The sequence below is a fragment of the uncultured Paraglaciecola sp. genome (assembly GCF_913020055.1).
Classification (GTDB): Bacteria; Pseudomonadota; Gammaproteobacteria; order Enterobacterales; family Alteromonadaceae; genus Paraglaciecola.
In genome coordinates this window covers 1-15,627 of sequence record NZ_CAJWCF010000108.1, presented here as the reverse complement: position 1 = coordinate 15,627, position 15,627 = coordinate 1, and the positions used below count along the sequence as shown (strand labels likewise).

The 15,627-nt window shown below is 38.1% G+C and carries 18 protein-coding genes and 1 pseudogene; 18 read left to right on the top strand and 1 reads right to left on the bottom strand.

Annotated elements, in window-relative coordinates; translation table 11 throughout:
• The 3 genes from yidC to mnmE form a co-directional block, all read left to right on the top strand.
• Positions 1-680 (top strand): membrane protein insertase YidC (gene yidC / locus QZ488_RS18435; RefSeq protein WP_293751485.1); only part of this gene is annotated, 680 nt, incomplete at its 5' end.
• A 100-nt stretch (positions 681-780) separates the two neighbouring features.
• The gene (locus QZ488_RS18430; protein WP_293751484.1) at positions 781-1,263 is read left to right on the top strand and encodes a YajQ family cyclic di-GMP-binding protein; all 483 of its coding nucleotides are present in this window, start codon (positions 781-783) and stop codon (positions 1,261-1,263) included.
• Between the two features lie 7 nt (positions 1,264-1,270).
• Positions 1,271-2,653, top strand: a complete 1,383-nt coding sequence (gene mnmE / locus QZ488_RS18425; protein WP_293751483.1) for a tRNA uridine-5-carboxymethylaminomethyl(34) synthesis GTPase MnmE — start codon at positions 1,271-1,273, stop codon at positions 2,651-2,653.
• Positions 2,654-2,673: 20 nt separating this feature from the next.
• Here mnmE and QZ488_RS18420 read toward each other — a convergent pair whose 3' ends face one another.
• The gene (locus QZ488_RS18420; RefSeq protein WP_293751482.1) at positions 2,674-3,882 is read right to left on the bottom strand and encodes an acyltransferase family protein; all 1,209 of its coding nucleotides are present in this window, start codon (positions 3,880-3,882) and stop codon (positions 2,674-2,676) included.
• A 209-nt stretch (positions 3,883-4,091) separates the two neighbouring features.
• Between QZ488_RS18420 and mioC the strand changes: the two genes are divergently transcribed.
• From mioC to QZ488_RS18345, 15 genes and pseudogenes are all read left to right on the top strand, one after another.
• Entirely contained in the window at positions 4,092-4,532 is a 441-nt protein-coding gene (gene mioC, locus QZ488_RS18415) for an FMN-binding protein MioC (protein ID WP_293751481.1), read from the top strand.
• Positions 4,533-4,555: 23 nt separating this feature from the next.
• The gene (locus tag QZ488_RS18410) at positions 4,556-5,209 is read left to right on the top strand and encodes a DnaT-like ssDNA-binding domain-containing protein (protein ID WP_293751480.1); all 654 of its coding nucleotides are present in this window, start codon (positions 4,556-4,558) and stop codon (positions 5,207-5,209) included.
• 39 nt (positions 5,210-5,248) lie between these two features.
• Positions 5,249-6,073: an ATP-binding protein gene (locus tag QZ488_RS18405; RefSeq protein WP_293751479.1), complete on the top strand. Its 825-nt coding sequence runs from the start codon at positions 5,249-5,251 to the stop codon at positions 6,071-6,073.
• A 356-nt stretch (positions 6,074-6,429) separates the two neighbouring features.
• Positions 6,430-6,582, top strand: a complete 153-nt coding sequence (locus QZ488_RS18400) for a hypothetical protein (RefSeq protein WP_293751478.1) — start codon at positions 6,430-6,432, stop codon at positions 6,580-6,582.
• On the top strand, positions 6,583-7,218 hold the full coding sequence (locus tag QZ488_RS18395; RefSeq protein ID WP_366509064.1) for a DUF4097 family beta strand repeat-containing protein: 636 nt from the start codon (positions 6,583-6,585) through the stop codon (positions 7,216-7,218).
• Between the two features lie 466 nt (positions 7,219-7,684).
• Complete coding sequence (mnmG, locus tag QZ488_RS18390) at positions 7,685-9,598, top strand: tRNA uridine-5-carboxymethylaminomethyl(34) synthesis enzyme MnmG (protein WP_293751477.1); 1,914 nt, start codon at positions 7,685-7,687, stop codon at positions 9,596-9,598.
• Complete coding sequence (rsmG, locus tag QZ488_RS18385; RefSeq protein ID WP_293751476.1) at positions 9,598-10,254, top strand: 16S rRNA (guanine(527)-N(7))-methyltransferase RsmG; 657 nt, start codon at positions 9,598-9,600, stop codon at positions 10,252-10,254. The genes mnmG and rsmG overlap by 1 nt, the downstream gene beginning before the upstream one ends.
• A gap of 76 nt (positions 10,255-10,330) precedes the next feature.
• Positions 10,331-11,113, top strand: coding sequence for a ParA family protein (locus QZ488_RS18380; protein ID WP_293751475.1), 783 nt, complete (start codon positions 10,331-10,333; stop codon positions 11,111-11,113).
• A gap of 33 nt (positions 11,114-11,146) precedes the next feature.
• Positions 11,147-12,016, top strand: coding sequence for a ParB/RepB/Spo0J family partition protein (locus QZ488_RS18375; RefSeq protein ID WP_293751474.1), 870 nt, complete (start codon positions 11,147-11,149; stop codon positions 12,014-12,016).
• Between the two features lie 260 nt (positions 12,017-12,276).
• Entirely contained in the window at positions 12,277-12,669 is a 393-nt protein-coding gene (locus QZ488_RS18370; RefSeq protein WP_293751473.1) for an ATP synthase subunit I, read from the top strand.
• A 53-nt stretch (positions 12,670-12,722) separates the two neighbouring features.
• Complete coding sequence (atpB, locus tag QZ488_RS18365) at positions 12,723-13,526, top strand: F0F1 ATP synthase subunit A (protein WP_293751472.1); 804 nt, start codon at positions 12,723-12,725, stop codon at positions 13,524-13,526.
• Positions 13,527-13,714: 188 nt separating this feature from the next.
• Entirely contained in the window at positions 13,715-13,954 is a 240-nt protein-coding gene (gene atpE, locus QZ488_RS18360) for a F0F1 ATP synthase subunit C (RefSeq protein WP_293751471.1), read from the top strand.
• A 46-nt stretch (positions 13,955-14,000) separates the two neighbouring features.
• Positions 14,001-14,471 carry a F0F1 ATP synthase subunit B gene (gene atpF / locus QZ488_RS18355; protein ID WP_293751470.1) on the top strand — a complete coding sequence of 157 codons (471 nt, stop codon included), beginning with the start codon at positions 14,001-14,003 and terminating at the stop codon, positions 14,469-14,471.
• A gap of 13 nt (positions 14,472-14,484) precedes the next feature.
• Entirely contained in the window at positions 14,485-15,018 is a 534-nt protein-coding gene (gene atpH, locus QZ488_RS18350) for a F0F1 ATP synthase subunit delta (RefSeq protein ID WP_293751469.1), read from the top strand.
• Positions 15,019-15,031: 13 nt separating this feature from the next.
• Positions 15,032-15,627, top strand: a pseudogene (locus QZ488_RS18345) (F0F1 ATP synthase subunit alpha); the annotation flags it as partial.

Sequence of the window (15,627 nt, the reverse complement as noted above, 5' to 3'; positions counted from 1 at the left end):
CTGGTATCGCAAGAGGTCTTGACCTAACTGTAGACTATGGCTTTTTGTTTATGATATCTCAGCCACTTTTCTCATTCTTACAATTTATTCAAAGCATAGTCGGTAACTGGGGATTCTCTATTATCCTCATTACTATAGTGGTTAAAGGGGCTATGTATCCCCTAACCAAAAAGCAATACGAATCTATGGCCAAGATGCGTGCACTAAAACCTAAAATGGATGCACTCAAAGAACGCTACGGCGATGATAAGCAAAAAATGCAAAAGGCTATGATGGAAATGTATAAGAAGGACAAGGTCAACCCTATGGGTGGCTGTTTCCCTCTACTACTACAAATGCCAATCTTTTTAGCCTTGTATTGGGTACTGCTTGAAAGTGTTGAACTTAGGCATGCTGATTTTATATTCTGGATCACTGATTTAAGTGCAAAAGACCCAGCGTTTGTATTACCTGTATTAACTGGTTTGAGTATGTATTTATTACAAAAACTACAACCTATGACAATGACAGACCCAATGCAGCAAAAAATCATGCAGTTTATGCCAGTTGCTATGAGTCTATTCTTCTTTATATTCCCAGCAGGTTTAGTACTTTACTGGTTAATAAGTAACGTTATTACATTAATTCAAGCTAAGATAATTTACGCTTCAATGGAAAAACGTGGTTTAAAAACCAAGTAGTTCTAAAAGAATAAAAGCCCGTTTTATACTTAATTATCGTATAAAACGGGCTTTTTTGTGCATACAATAAACACAACAAACCCAAGACAGAGAAATACATATGCCATCATTAGATATCGTTTCAGAAATAGATTTAGCCGAACTTCTTAATGCTGTCGACAACGCAAATAGAGAATTAACTACTCGTTTTGATTTTAGAGGTGTCCAAGCAAATTTCGAGTTAAAGGAAAGTATAGTGACTATGACCGCTGACAATGATTTTCAGCTCAAGCAAATGCTCGATATTTTGCGTGGTACATGCGTAAAACGTTCAGTAGACACCGCAGCCTTTGAAGAAAAAGATGTACAACACATTGGTAAAATTTACAAACAAGCGATCGCCTTTAAACAAGGAATAGAACAACCAGTTGCCAAAAAAATTATCAAACTTATAAAAGATGCCAAACTAAAAGTGCAAGCCCAAATACAAGGTGAACAAGTACGAGTCACAGGTAAAAAACGTGACGACCTACAGCAAGTTATGGCATTGGCAAAAGGTGCCGATTTAGACCAACCATTACAATTTACTAATTTCCGAGACTAAACAAACTATGACTGCTTCAGGACTATCATCACAACAAGAAACAATTGTTGCCCAGGCGACCGCACCTGGTCGTGGTGGAGTTGGGATAATCCGAATATCTGGCAATCTAGCCAGTGAATCTGCGCTGGCAATATTGGGTAAGTTACCCGACACTCGCAAAGCAGAATATTTACCTTTTTCTGATGTAAACAACAACCTAATTGATCAGGGAATAGCACTATTTTTTAAAGCCCCAAACTCGTTTACCGGTGAAGATGTGCTTGAACTTCAAGGGCATGGTGGTCAAGTGGTATTAGACATGTTGCTAAATGCCATATTACAAATACCCAAGATACGTATTGCTAGACCAGGCGAATTTAGTGAACGAGCATTCTTAAACGATAAATTAGACTTAGCACAAGCCGAAGCCATTGCTGATTTAATTGATGCTAGCTCCCAACAAGCAGCAAAAGGCGCGTTACAATCCCTACAAGGAGCGTTTTCACAACAAATACATGTGTTAGTTGAGCAGGTGATTCACTTGCGTATGTATGTCGAGGCCGCTATCGATTTTCCAGATGAAGAAATTGATTTTTTAAGCGACGGTAAAATTCAAAAAGATTTAGAAACCATTATTCAATCCTTTGAAACATTACGCCAGCAAACCAAACAAGGAGCACTTCTTAGAGAAGGGATGCGAGTAGTTATTGCTGGTAAACCTAATGCAGGTAAATCGAGTCTTCTTAACGCTTTAGCAGGAAGAGACGCCGCTATTGTGACAGATATAGCTGGCACGACTCGTGACGTACTCAAGGAACATATTCATATTGATGGCATGCCATTACATATAATTGATACTGCGGGTTTACGGGATAGCCCAGACAAGGTAGAAAAAATTGGTATTGAACGAGCATGGCAAGAAATACACCAAGCTGATCGCGTGTTGTTTATGTTGGACAGTACTGAATCTACAGAAACTCACCCTGAAAAAATATGGCCAGAGTTCTACCAAAAGCTCCCTAAAAATATTGGATTAAGTGTTATCCGAAATAAAATAGATCTTTCAAATGAATCTGTTGGTTTTGATGATAGCGGTGACTACCCTGTTATTTCGCTCTCTGCTAGCAACGAACAGGGACTCACCTATTTAACTGATCACCTAAAAGATTGTATGGGATTTAATGCTAGCTCTGAAGGCCAGTTTATCGCACGCAGACGTCACCTTGATGCTATAGATAGAGCAGCAGAACACTTATATTTAGGCAAACATCAATTGGAAGATAACCTTGCTGGAGAATTACTTGCTGAAGAACTACGTATCACCCAACAATACCTAAATGAAATCACTGGTGAGTTCAGCTCTGACGATTTACTCAGCAAAATATTTTCTTCCTTTTGTATTGGTAAATAGTATTTCGAAAATAATCATTCTCAAAATATTATTAGATACCCTAAGGCGACTATTAATACCCATCCTATTAGCCTAAACATTTTATTTAATAATGAATATTCTGCTTCAGGAATTTCAGACGATATACCAACTAGTGGTCTGATAATATTAATTCTCTTTAATAATTCATAACTCACTAAGCAAAAACTAATCGTTATCGCTATTACCCAAAATCCTTCTACGAAGGCTCCCAACATTAGTGGAGTTAATAGAAAAGCAGCCACTATAAGCACACTTTGATGAAACAAATAACTGGGGTAAACCGCTTGAGCAAAATAACTTAATGAAGAACTTGGCCTATTTAAGTAAGCATAGCTATAGCCTAAAATAGCTAAAACCCATACCCAGCGATTGGTTATGAATAAAAACGTTTCTAATCCTGCATACACACCAACTAGAGGTTCAGTGCGTGTTAACCAAAAAAGATGGTAATAACATAACAATCCTACATAACTTATTAGAGATAGACTCAAGTAGAGTCGTCGATACTTTAAGATAGGCTGCCACCAACTTTCTCTTTGCCAAACAAGATAACCCAACAAAAAGAAACAAAACCCACGGGCTATCCTAATCCCTTCATCAGACTCTGGAAATAACCATATTGCAGCGACTGATAAACAAATAACCGGTAAAAATACAATGGCTCCAAAACCAAACCTATACCCAACATAATCCAGTAACTTATCCACCTTAAGCAAAGTCAAAAAGGGATGAATAACTAACAGCAGCAATGAGAAGCACCATAACTCGCGCAGATACCAAAGATGGTTTACATCTATATGTGGCAATATCCCAGACTGATAATTAGCAAATAATGAATTATCTAAATCAAAAAAGGCGCGGTAAAAATCCCAATAACCAATATTCAAATCTCCTTTTGCTGTCATTTCTACATAAAGTAGCGGTGGCACAATCACCAATACACCAAACAATAATGGTAATAACAAACGCCATGTACGTGCCTTAGCAAAATGAATAAGTGAATACTTTTGCAATAAATAGCGAGAAGCGACGCCAGAAATAAAAAATAGTAAAGGCAAGCGCCATCTATTAACCAACAGCATCAAATTTTGCAGAAATTCACTCTGATATTGGCTTTTATAGTGAAACCCCCAATCAGCCACATACAACATACCGATGTGATAAAAAATCAAAACAGCAAAACAGCAAAAGCGAATACTCTTAACCATTCCAAATCATAGCGACGTTGCATAAAATGCCTATTTGTAATTGTCTAATTCAGGCAAAATATTGATTAAAACCAGCATAACTAAAATAGTTAAGTGATAAACAATCATAAAATAGTGATATTAGGTGGAATATAGGGACGGAATTAGCTGTGTTGATCTCTTAATCACAATGTACAATGCTGAAATTAAACACACGACATAGTAAATAAATGGCTAAGTTTGAAATCATTGTAGGCAGTGTATTAGGTGCTAGTGAATATGTGGCCGATGCATTACAAGAAGTTTTGTTAAAAAACACCCATAGTGCAGAAATTCATCTAACCCCAAAGTTAGCGGATTTAGATCACAATACAAATTGGATAATTTGTACATCTACTCATGGCGCCGGTGATCTGCCAGATAATATTCAGCCTTTTGCTGAACAATTAAAAAACCAAAACTTGTCCAAACACACTTTCTTAGTCATTGGTTTAGGGGATAGTAGTTATGATACTTATTGCCATGGATCCATACAATTAGAAAATATTATGCTTAGTGGGGGTGCAACATTATTGCACCCTGCTCTGCATATTGATGTACTCAATCATCCTATCCCGGAAGACGCAGCAGTTGCATGGCTTAACAATTGGCTAAAAAATAATGAACAATAAGCATAATAACCGAAACAATTTTTATGCAATTAAATAAAGCAGAACAAACCGCCCTGCTTCAGCCTTTGAGCAATGACGCTCGTATACTTTATATCCTTGGATTAAAACCAACTGCTGATGAATCCAGCGGACTATCCTTAGTATTAAACTACAAGTCGTTACTATCCATTTTAAATGCCAAAGAAGATAAATTCACTTTAGGGCGGCAAGTGAATAGTTTAATAAAGGAGTTACTGAGTGTTGGTTTAGTGAATTTTCAGAACGAGGTAGAACTTAACCATAGTTTTAACGGTAAAACCCTTGTCCTGCCTCTCATTACAATGAAAGTAGATGAGTATTCAAAGTTACATCTAAATTGGCATACAATGCACCTTGATTGGCTACCTAATCAAAAATTAATCAGTGATTTAGCCAAACTAGTGGGTATTATTGATTATGATTACTCAACAACTGAGTTAGGCGATTTTATTGCTTATTGGCTAGGTAGACCAGAGTCTCAATTTAGTGAATATCAATGGACTCAAAGGTTTGTATTTAATTTGAAAAAAATGCGTCTTGCACATGGTTTTAAAAGTGTGCAAAAAGTAGGTCAACAAATAGTGCAAACAAAAGCAGGTATAGTTGCGGACGAAAACGCTAAAAATTTAGTGGCCAAATATAGTAAAACAAATTCTTAGTTAATTTTTATTTTTTAAATAATCGGAATAATAAAACTCGTGGACAGCATTAAAGACAAAATTCAAAGATTAGGTAAAGCACTCGGTCGCCAATATGTTCCTGAAAATTATACTAATTACGGGGACTTAAGATCTGAGTACGAAGCTTTAGCTAACCGCGATGTTAAACAGCTACAACGAGAGGGTAAGAAGCAACGAATTCAAGACATTCAAGGTCGCTCTGAACTGAATGCAAAATGGACTTTCGCTAATTTAATTGAAGACAGCAATGACGTAATTGAAGCGGTCAGTATTGCCAAATCTTTTATCGCTGCCCATGAAGATATGAACTGGCGCAAAAGCGGTGCACATATGATGATATTTTACGGCGATTATGGCCGCGGAAAATCTCATACTGCTGGTGCCATTGCACATGAACTGATTGAAAAATATGAGATTTCGGTTCTATACAGACAATTATCAACCATATTAGAAATGCGCTTTTTTTCCTACGATTACAATGCTCAAGATAATGTAGGACAAAAGTTTCGTGAGATTAATCAGGAATTGCTCGATGTGGACTTACTGATACTTGATGAAGTTTGCGTTAACGAAAGTGTGCTAAAGAAAAACGCCCAAAGCTGGCTAGGCAATGTACTAAGACAGAGACTGGCTAATCACAAAAATTGCATTATGATCACCAACCATAATCTTGCTGAATTAGAAAACGCATTAGGCCGTTATTGCTTTGAATCAATCAAAGAATACGATACCTATAAAGTTAAATTTTCCGGTCCAAGCAGACGAAAAGAAATAATCCCTACCCAGCCAGAACCCCAACAACCTCAGTCTACATCGGGCTATCGTCCAAACCAGGTTAAGTAAAAAATACATATCTACCCATACCACCTCAAAATGCGCGTTTCAGAACGACTTGGGCGCTTCAATTCAAGGCGCGTCAATGACTGAATGTCGGCCACCTTCTGAATTGGCGCAACGAAGAAGTGGAGTGCCCAAGACGTTCCCTTCGGGCGGGTTTTAAAGCGATTTATACTTCGTTGGCCATTTTTGACTTAGACCACTATGTCTTCAAATAGCCGCCTCGCCTAAACCGCTTTAAACTCCCGCTGAATTCGGAATTTTGAGGTGGTATGGGTATAGTAACAATCGGTTTAAACTTTTTAGGTGTTAGCCGCGACTCATCCTTTGTTGACTAAAAAGATTACACAAAGGATTTTAAAATGAAAAGCTCATTCAAACTGGCTACCTACCTAAACGCAATATTGATTTATTGTGCATTATTTTATTCCACTACTCTATTTGCTGAAACGTTCTCCGAAACGTTCGATGTAGATTTGGGCGGCCAATTAACCGTTAAAACCGACAACGGTTAAATCAAGATAGAAACATATGATGAAGCAACAATAGAGCTAAGAATTACTATTGAAAATAATGAAAAAAACCAATTTTCTTATCGTCATGAACTATCAAATGGCAACCTAACCATTATTGGCGAAATTCAAAAGAAAAATCGTTGGCCTCGAAATCTTAAAGTAAAATTTAGCCTACTGATCCCAGAAAATTATAATGTTAAATTAAATACATCTGGTGGTTCCTTATCCGTTGAAGATTTAATAGGTGAGCTTAATGCTACTACTTCTGGTGGCTCTATCAATGTAGGTAACATAATTGGTAATGTGAAACTTCATACCTCTGGTGGATCAATTCACACAGAAACTATTAGCGGTGATTTAGATGCACACACATCAGGCGGTAGCATTAAGGTGACAATCGATAAACAACTAACAGAAGATGCCAAACTCACTACTTCAGGTGGCTCAATTACTGCCTACCTGTTTTCAGATATTCAACTAGATATTCATGCATCAACTAGTGGTGGACGGGTAAAAAGTGACTTCGAAATAGACGGAAAAGTGAAAAAAATGGCCGTTAGAGGATCAATAAATGGTGGTGGCCCAAAATTAACTTTAAAAACTAGCGGTGGCAGCATCAAGATCAAAGAAATTTAGTCTATTTTGATCTTTCCCTTATAAATCATGATCTAACTGTGTATTTACAAATATTTGATCACAAGTTACACACAGTTAGATCAAAACTTGTTACTAGTTGTGGATTATTTTATGTATAACTCATGTAAAACTACTTTATATCCACTGAATACAATTCCAACAAAACTACCCTGTGGATAAAACAGCTACTTATACCCACTTTATACCAGTTTGATCAAACTTTATTAACATACTTTACTGCTCTGTAACCATCTGATTTAATTAAATAATAGTGACTTACTAACAGAAAAATGGCTGCTTAATAATAGTAATAATAAACAAAGATCTAAGAGATCTTATAAAGATTAAGGGATCAAAAAACACTAATTGAATAGTTTTTAAGCATTTTACTTACGCTAAAATCTATATAGAATATGCGACCCATTTTACGTGGGTAACATTGATCATTTAGTTTTAGAGGTAAAGCATGTTTTATCAACAACACTTTGACGTAATCGTTGTCGGTGGTGGCCACGCAGGTACAGAAGCTGCATTAGCCTCTGCACGCATGGGCGCAAGTACTCTTTTGCTAACACACAATATTGAAACCCTTGGGCAAATGTCTTGTAACCCAGCTATTGGTGGAATAGGCAAAGGCCATCTAGTCAAAGAAATAGACGCTTTAGGCGGTGCTATGGCTATGGCAACCGACAAAGCAGGTATTCAATTCAGAACACTAAACTCAAGTAAAGGCCCTGCTGTTCGTGCTACACGTGCTCAAGCAGACAGGTCCTTATACCGTAATGAAATTCGTAAACTTATTGAAAATCAACAAAACCTAACCTTATTTCAACAATCTTGTGATGATCTGATCGTTGAACAGGATCGCGTTGTTGGTGTTGTGACACAAATGGGTCTTAAATTCCATGCTAAGACCGTTGTTATCACCGTAGGCACGTTTTTAGGCGGTACCATACATATTGGTATGGAAAACTATAAAGGAGGCCGTGCTGGCGATCCTCCTTCGATCGCATTGGCAGATCGTTTACGTGCCTTACCTTTTCGTGTTGATCGTTTAAAAACAGGCACACCCGCTAGATTAGATGCACGTACTCTTAATTTTGATGTGATGCAGAAACAACATGGTGATACACCTGTTCCAGTATTTTCATTTATGGGTAAAGCCAGTGATCACCCGCAGCAGATCCCTTGTTACATCACCCACACAAATGAAAAAACACACGATATCATTCGTGGTGGATTAGATAGATCACCTATGTATACTGGGGTTATAGAAGGTATTGGACCAAGATATTGCCCGTCTATTGAAGATAAAATTCATCGTTTTGCAGATAAAAATTCCCATCAAATTTTCGTAGAACCAGAAGGTTTAAACAGTATTGAAGTGTATCCAAATGGTATATCTACAAGTTTGCCGTTTGACGTTCAAATGGACTTCGTACGTTCCATAGTTGGTTTTGAAAATGCGCACATTGTGCGCCCTGGTTATGCGATCGAATATGACTTTTTCGATCCTCGAGATCTTAAACAAACCTTAGAAACTAAATTTATCAATGGATTATTTTTTGCAGGTCAAATAAACGGTACAACCGGGTATGAAGAAGCTGGCGCACAAGGTTTGATAGCAGGCGCTAATGCTGCGTTACAAGTACAACAAAAAGATGAATTTGTATTACGTCGCGACGAAGCTTACATGGGAGTATTAATCGACGATTTATCCACTATGGGCACCAAAGAACCTTATCGTATGTTCACTAGCCGAGCTGAATATCGTTTGTTATTACGAGAAGATAATGCAGATATCCGTCTAACGGCCAAAGGTCACGAAATTGGTTTGGTTGACGAACAACGATGGAAAGATTTCAATCTAAAATTGGAAGCCATTGAATTAGAAAGACAGCGGCTCAGATCTACCTGGGTTTATCCATCACACGAGTCTACAGAAGCGTTAAATGTTTTATTAAAAAATCCAGTTACTAAAGAAAATAGATTGGAAGATTTGATCCGTCGTCCGGAAATGACCTATAAAAAATTAATGCAAATAGAAGCTTTTGGTCCCGGAATTGAAAATGAACAAGCCGCTGAACAAGTCGAAATTCAAATTAAATACTCTGGATATATAGAACGACAAAAAGACGAAATTGCTAAAACTATGCGTAATGAAAATACCCTGATCCCTATGGATTTTGATTTCAGTCAAATTTCAGGATTAAGTAACGAAGTCGTGGCCAAATTAACCGATTCTCGTCCAGAAACTATCGGTAAAGCGGGAAGAATATCCGGCATTACTCCTGCCGCTGTGTCATTGCTTTTGGTGTATTTAAAAAAACATGGCTTACTAATCGGTACTAGTGCAGATAATAAGAAAATTTCAGCTTAATGAATGATCAACACACCCTAGAAAACGAATTATTAACTGTTTTAAAAGACAGCCTAAAAAATTGTGACTTAATAGTTACTGAAGAACACCAACAGCAGCTTATTCATTATGTATTGATGATGCATAAATGGAACAGAACTTATAATTTAACTTCTGTCCGTGAACCTCAACAAATGGTGATCAAACATATTGTTGATTCAATAGTTGTTGCCCCCTATTTAGATAAAACTATTTATATTGATGTAGGCACTGGGCCAGGGTTACCAGGTATACCATTGGCTATTATGTGCCCAGATAAACAATTTATTTTATTGGATAGTTTGGGTAAACGTGTACGTTTTATGAAGCAAGTAGCTTACGAATTAAAAATCGACAATATTCAACCGGTACAATCAAGAGTTGAAGATTTTGAACCTAGCGAAGAAATTGATGGCGTATTGAGCCGAGCCTTTGCTTCGTTAAAAGATATGTTGCACTGGTGCCAACATCTGGTAAATTCTCACGGTGTTTTTCTTGCACTAAAAGGTCAACTTCCTAAAGATGAGCTTGAAGAGTTACCTTTAGGATTTATTTTGCAAGAAACAATTAAATTGGACGTGCCAGGCCTTGAAGGCGAACGTCACATTGTCAAAATTAAAAAACAATCAGTTGGCTAGAAACTATTTCCAAGATATTTAGTCGATTAAATGTCTTTTCTGTTCTGGCCTTCTAAATAAAAAATGGACAAATATCTTGGGCAAAATCATTGCAATTGCTAATCAAAAAGGTGGAGTGGGTAAAACTACAACTGCTGTTAATGTAGCGGCATCAATGGCGGCCACAAAACGCAAAGTTTTACTGATTGATCTCGATCCCCAAGGTAATGCGACCATGGGCAGTGGTGTAGATAAGTACAACGTAGATAACACTTGCTACGAACTATTGATTGAAGAAAAGCCCATTGAAGAAGTATTAATTAAAGAAACTTCAGGAAAATATCACCTTATTGCGGGTAATAGTGATATCACCGCTGCTGAAATTAAATTGATGGAAGTATTTGCTCGTGAAGTAAGACTTCGAAACGCTTTAGCACCGGTTAAAAACTACTACGACTACATTTTTATAGATTGTCCACCTTCGTTAAATCAATTAACAGTCAATGCTATGGCCGCTGCTGATTCGGTATTAGTGCCGATGCAGTGTGAGTATTATGCCCTCGAAGGACTCACGGCTTTGATGGATACTATTAAAAAACTAGCATCGGTGGTTAACCCGCAATTAAAAATTGAAGGTGTGCTGCGTACTATGTACGATCCTAGAAATAGGTTGGCAAATGATGTATCTGAACAACTTAAGCGTCATTTTGGCGACCAAGTTTACAGAACAGTAATCCCCAGAAATGTGCGATTGGCAGAAGCACCTAGTTTTGGTGCACCAGCCATGTATTATGATAAATCGTCTACAGGCGCAAAAGCTTATTTAGCTTTGGCTGGCGAAATATTAAGACGTGGAAAAGCTGCAAAAGTAGCTAAATAAATAACAAATATAAAAGTTAAAACAGAGGAAGACATGTCGGCGAAAAAAAGAGGGTTAGGAAGAGGGCTCGACGCGTTATTGGCAACCAGTCAATCAGGTAAAAGCACCGGTTCAGAAATACCAGAGCAACAAGGTGAATTGCAAAAAATTCCAGTGGAGTTTTTGCAGCCTGGTAAATATCAGCCGCGAAAAGATATGTCATCCGAAGCTCTCGAAGATTTAGCCTCTTCTATTCGTTCCCAGGGTATTATTCAGCCTATAGTTGTACGCCAGATTTCTGAAGATAAATATGAAATTATTGCCGGTGAAAGACGTTGGCGCGCTTCTCAAATTGCCCAATTAGATGTTATTCCCTGTTTAATTAAAGATGTGCCCGATGAATCAGCCGTTGCTATTGCGTTAATTGAGAATATTCAACGTGAAGATTTAAATGCGATGGAAGAAGCGCAAGCCCTTGATCGTCTTATGGTTGAATTTGACCTTACACATCAAGAAGTAGCGACTGCTGTTGGCAAGTCCAGAACGACTGTAACCAATTTATTACGCTTAAATAATCTAAACGATGATGTGAAATTACTTTTAGAACATGGCGATATTGAAATGGGTCATGCAAGAGCGCTATTAGCCCTTGAAGGTGATGCTCAAAACGAAGCCGCACAAATTGTTTCCGGAAAAGGTCTTACAGTTCGAGATACAGAAAATTTAGTTCGCCGGTTACTCGAACCTGCTAAAGAAAAACCATTGGTTAAAGAAGATCCTGATGTTCAGCGTTTGCAAACAGAATTATCTGAAAATCTAGGTGCTCCAGTCAGTATTGCGCATAATGCGAAAGGTAAAGGAAAGTTAGTGATTAACTTTTCCAGTCTTGACCAGCTTGATGGAATTCTAGGACATATTAAGTAAATTAAGCTTAAATAAGCATACAAAATGTTAAGCATAACGACTGCCTATTTTTCAATTTTTGCAAACTATGTTGAAGTAACGTGCAATAAGTAGAGATCTAAAATAATCCAAATCCATATTCCCTACAAAAACAAAGGTTTTGTAGGTATGTCCATATTAGTGCTTTTGTGCACCAATCTAGACTTTAGTGTTGTAAAACAGCGCCAGTAAAGTATACTTTTGGCGCTTTTTGTTAGGGTTTAAACATATCGAGGGTTCAATTGGCAACTAGCTTGACCCAAGAAGGTCGACAGTTGGCTACAAAAGTGCTTTTTTATCAAAGCATAATTGCCATTTTGTTAACTTTTATTTTTACCCTTTTTTCTGGGAAAAATTCAGGGATATCAGCGCTTTACGGTGGGTTGATATGTTTGTTACCAGGAATGGTATTTGCCTTGTTAGCGTTTAGATATGCCGGTGCTAGTCAAAATAAGCTAGTAGTGCGGAGTTTTAACAAAGGTAGCAAGCTTAAATTTATTTTTACGATTGTATTGTTTGTAGTGGTGTATAAATGGCCAAATCTACAACCCATACCGCTGATAGTCAGCTATGTCGTAACTTTAATGGCCCAATGGCCCATTATTATATTTATTAGCCGTGTTGATCGTAGATAATTCGAAAACGCGACTGAGTACAGATTTTTAACTTTAAAATTGTGGATGATAAAATGGCAGATACTGGTGGCGAACAAACCATTAGCAGTTACATTCAGCACCACTTAACTAATGCAACAGTAGGTGAAGGTTTTTGGACTTTCCATATTGATACATTAGCTTGGTCGATTGTGTTGGGCTTTGTATTTATTTTAAGCTTTCGTTCAGTTGCAAAAAAAGCAACAACGGGCGTACCGGGAAAGTGGCAAGCTTTTGTAGAAATAGTTGTCGATTTTGTTAACGACACTGTTAAAAGTACTTATCACGGTAAAAGTGAGTTAATCGCTCCATTGGCTTTAACCATATTTGTATGGGTATTGTTGATGAACTTGATGGATTTAATTCCCGTCGATTTCCTACCATGGTTTGCTGGCCAAATTGGTTATTACGGCTTCGGTGTTGATCCACACGACGTATATATGAAAGTGGTACCTACTACTGATGTAAATATGACTTTCGCCTTGTCTATTGGCGTATTTATCCTAATGATTTTCTATTCAATTAAGATAAAAGGCGTAGGCGGATTTTTGAAAGAGTTATATGCTCATCCGTTTAATACACCTTGGTTATATTGGTTCAACTTCCTTCTTGAAGTAGTTGCGCTGTTTGCTAAGCCATTATCCTTATCCTTACGTTTGTTTGGTAACTTATACGCTGGCGAACTTATCTTTATTCTGATTGCGGGCACGATGGGATTATGGCAATTGCCAATACACTTTATCTGGGCTGCATTCCATTTATTGATTATTCCACTACAAGCTTTTATTTTCATGATGTTAACCATCGTGTACTTAAGCTTAGCGAGTGAAGAACACTAAATTTTCTGGAAAAATCTAGAACGGCTTTAGCTGGCTCGAAGAGTGGAGAGCAGGACGCTCTGAGTACTAATTATTCTGGAAAGAATTACACAGCATAACGCTGTCCCGTAAAGGGAAGGCAGGAAGCCTTAAATACTATTTTTAACAATTTTTTTTTAATTTTAACTTAAACACAAAGGTGAAAATCTATGGAAATCTTAGGTAATCTATATATCGCAGTTGGTATTTTGATTGGTCTATGTGCATTGGGACCAGCGATTGGTTTCGGTCTTTTAGGTGGTAAATTTCTTGAGTCGGCAGCACGCCAACCTGAGCTTGCAGCTACTCTTCAAGTCAAAATGTTTATCGTAGCAGGTCTTATTGATGCAATCGCGATGATCGGTGTTGCGATCGCTCTTTATATGTTGTTCGTACTTGGTGCTCAATAGTAGTTATCCATTTCTTTTAACGAACTATTAAAGAGGAGTAGCGGTCTTGAACATCAATGCCACTCTACTTGGTGAACTAATAGCATTTATATTCTTTGTGTGGTTTTGCATGAAGTTTGTATGGCCGCCTATTATCGGTGCTATTGAAGAACGCCAACAAAAAATTGCTGATGGTTTAGCTGCGTCTGAACGAGGTGAAAAAGACCTCGAGCTAGCACAAGTTAAAGCCACTGATCAGCTTAAAGAAGCGAAAGCTCAAGCAGCAGATATCATCGAGCAAGCCAAAAAGCGTGGGTCAGCAATTGTTGACGAAGAAACGCAACGTGGTCATTCCGAGCGTGAAAAAATCATTGCTCAGGGATTCTCAGAGATCGAAGCAGAAAGAAACCGCACAAAAGAAGAGTTACGTAAACAAGTAGCTGCTTTAGCTGTTGCCGGTGCTGAAAAGATCCTAGAACGTGAAATTGATGCTGCGGCACAAAGTGACATAGTTGCAAAACTTGTCGCTGAGCTATAAGGGAGAATGAGCTATGTCTGAATGGACAACTATCGCTCGCCCTTACGCCCAAGCTGCGTTCGATTACGCGGTCGAGAGTAAAACCGTTGCACAGTGGCAAGAAATGCTAGTGTTTACTGCCGAAGTTTCGAAAAACGAAACAGTTAAGTCTTTATTAACTGGTTCGATAGCAGCAGAAAAGCTAGCTGAAATTTTTAATGGCGTGTGCGGCGAACAACTCGACCAACAGGGTCAAAATCTAGTAAAGGTTTTGGCTGAAAATAGACGTCTACAAGCGTTACCTGATATTTCTATATTGTTTAATCAGCTTAAGGCTGAGTTTGATAAAGAGATTGACGTTGATATTACTTCAGCAGTCAAACTTAATAAAAAACAGCAAACAGATATCGGTAAGTCTCTTGAAAAACGTCTGGCACGAAAAGTTAAGCTGAATTGTAGCGTGGATCCTGAACTGGTTGCTGGTGTGCTTATTAAAGCAGGCGACACAGTAATTGATGGTTCACTTCGTAGTAAATTAAACCGTCTATCAGACGCGTTACAAGCATAACGGGGAAAAGAGCATGCAACTGAATTCCACTGAAATTGCCGAACTAATCAAACAACGTATTGAGAAGTTCGAAGTAGTAAGTGAAGCTCGAAATGAAGGAACTATTGTTGGTGTTACCGACGGTATTATCCGTATCCATGGCCTTGCGGACGTAATGCAAGGCGAAATGATTGAGCTTCCAGGTAGTCGTTACGCTATCGCATTGAACCTAGAGCGTGACTCTGTAGGTGCGGTAGTAATGGGTCCTTACGCTGACTTACAAGAAGGCGTAAAAGTAAAATCTTCTGGACGTATCTTAGAAGTACCAGTAGGTCGTAACCTGCTTGGTCGTGTTGTAAACACACTAGGTGCACCTATCGATGGCAAAGGCGCTATCGATGCTGACGGTTTTGAACCTATTGAAAAAATTGCACCGGGCGTAATTGAACGTCAATCGGTCGACCAACCAATCCAAACTGGCTATAAATCAGTTGACGCCATGATCCCAGTAGGTCGTGGTCAACGTGAATTGGTTATCGGTGACCGTCAAACCGGTAAAACTGCTTTAGCGATTGATGCCATCATCAATCAAAAAGATTCTGGTGTTAAATGTGTATATGTAGCGATTGG

Excerpts from the sequence above, each read along its gene's own strand:
- rsmG (WP_293751476.1), top strand. The coding sequence starts at position 9,598 with ATGAATGATCAACACACCCTAGAAAACGAATTATTAACTGTTTTAAAA.
- QZ488_RS18400 (WP_293751478.1), top strand. The coding sequence starts at position 6,430 with ATGAAAAGCTCATTCAAACTGGCTACCTACCTAAACGCAATATTGATT.
- atpB (WP_293751472.1), top strand. The coding sequence starts at position 12,723 with ATGGCAGATACTGGTGGCGAACAAACCATTAGCAGTTACATTCAGCAC.
- QZ488_RS18430 (WP_293751484.1), top strand. The coding sequence starts at position 781 with ATGCCATCATTAGATATCGTTTCAGAAATAGATTTAGCCGAACTTCTT.
- QZ488_RS18375 (WP_293751474.1), top strand. The coding sequence starts at position 11,147 with ATGTCGGCGAAAAAAAGAGGGTTAGGAAGAGGGCTCGACGCGTTATTG.
- mnmE (WP_293751483.1), top strand. The coding sequence starts at position 1,271 with ATGACTGCTTCAGGACTATCATCACAACAAGAAACAATTGTTGCCCAG.
- QZ488_RS18420 (WP_293751482.1), bottom strand. The coding sequence starts at position 3,882 with ATGGTTAAGAGTATTCGCTTTTGCTGTTTTGCTGTTTTGATTTTTTAT.
- atpE (WP_293751471.1), top strand. The coding sequence starts at position 13,715 with ATGGAAATCTTAGGTAATCTATATATCGCAGTTGGTATTTTGATTGGT.
- QZ488_RS18410 (WP_293751480.1), top strand. The coding sequence starts at position 4,556 with ATGCAATTAAATAAAGCAGAACAAACCGCCCTGCTTCAGCCTTTGAGC.
- atpH (WP_293751469.1), top strand. The coding sequence starts at position 14,485 with ATGTCTGAATGGACAACTATCGCTCGCCCTTACGCCCAAGCTGCGTTC.
- mnmG (WP_293751477.1), top strand. The coding sequence starts at position 7,685 with ATGTTTTATCAACAACACTTTGACGTAATCGTTGTCGGTGGTGGCCAC.
- mioC (WP_293751481.1), top strand. The coding sequence starts at position 4,092 with ATGGCTAAGTTTGAAATCATTGTAGGCAGTGTATTAGGTGCTAGTGAA.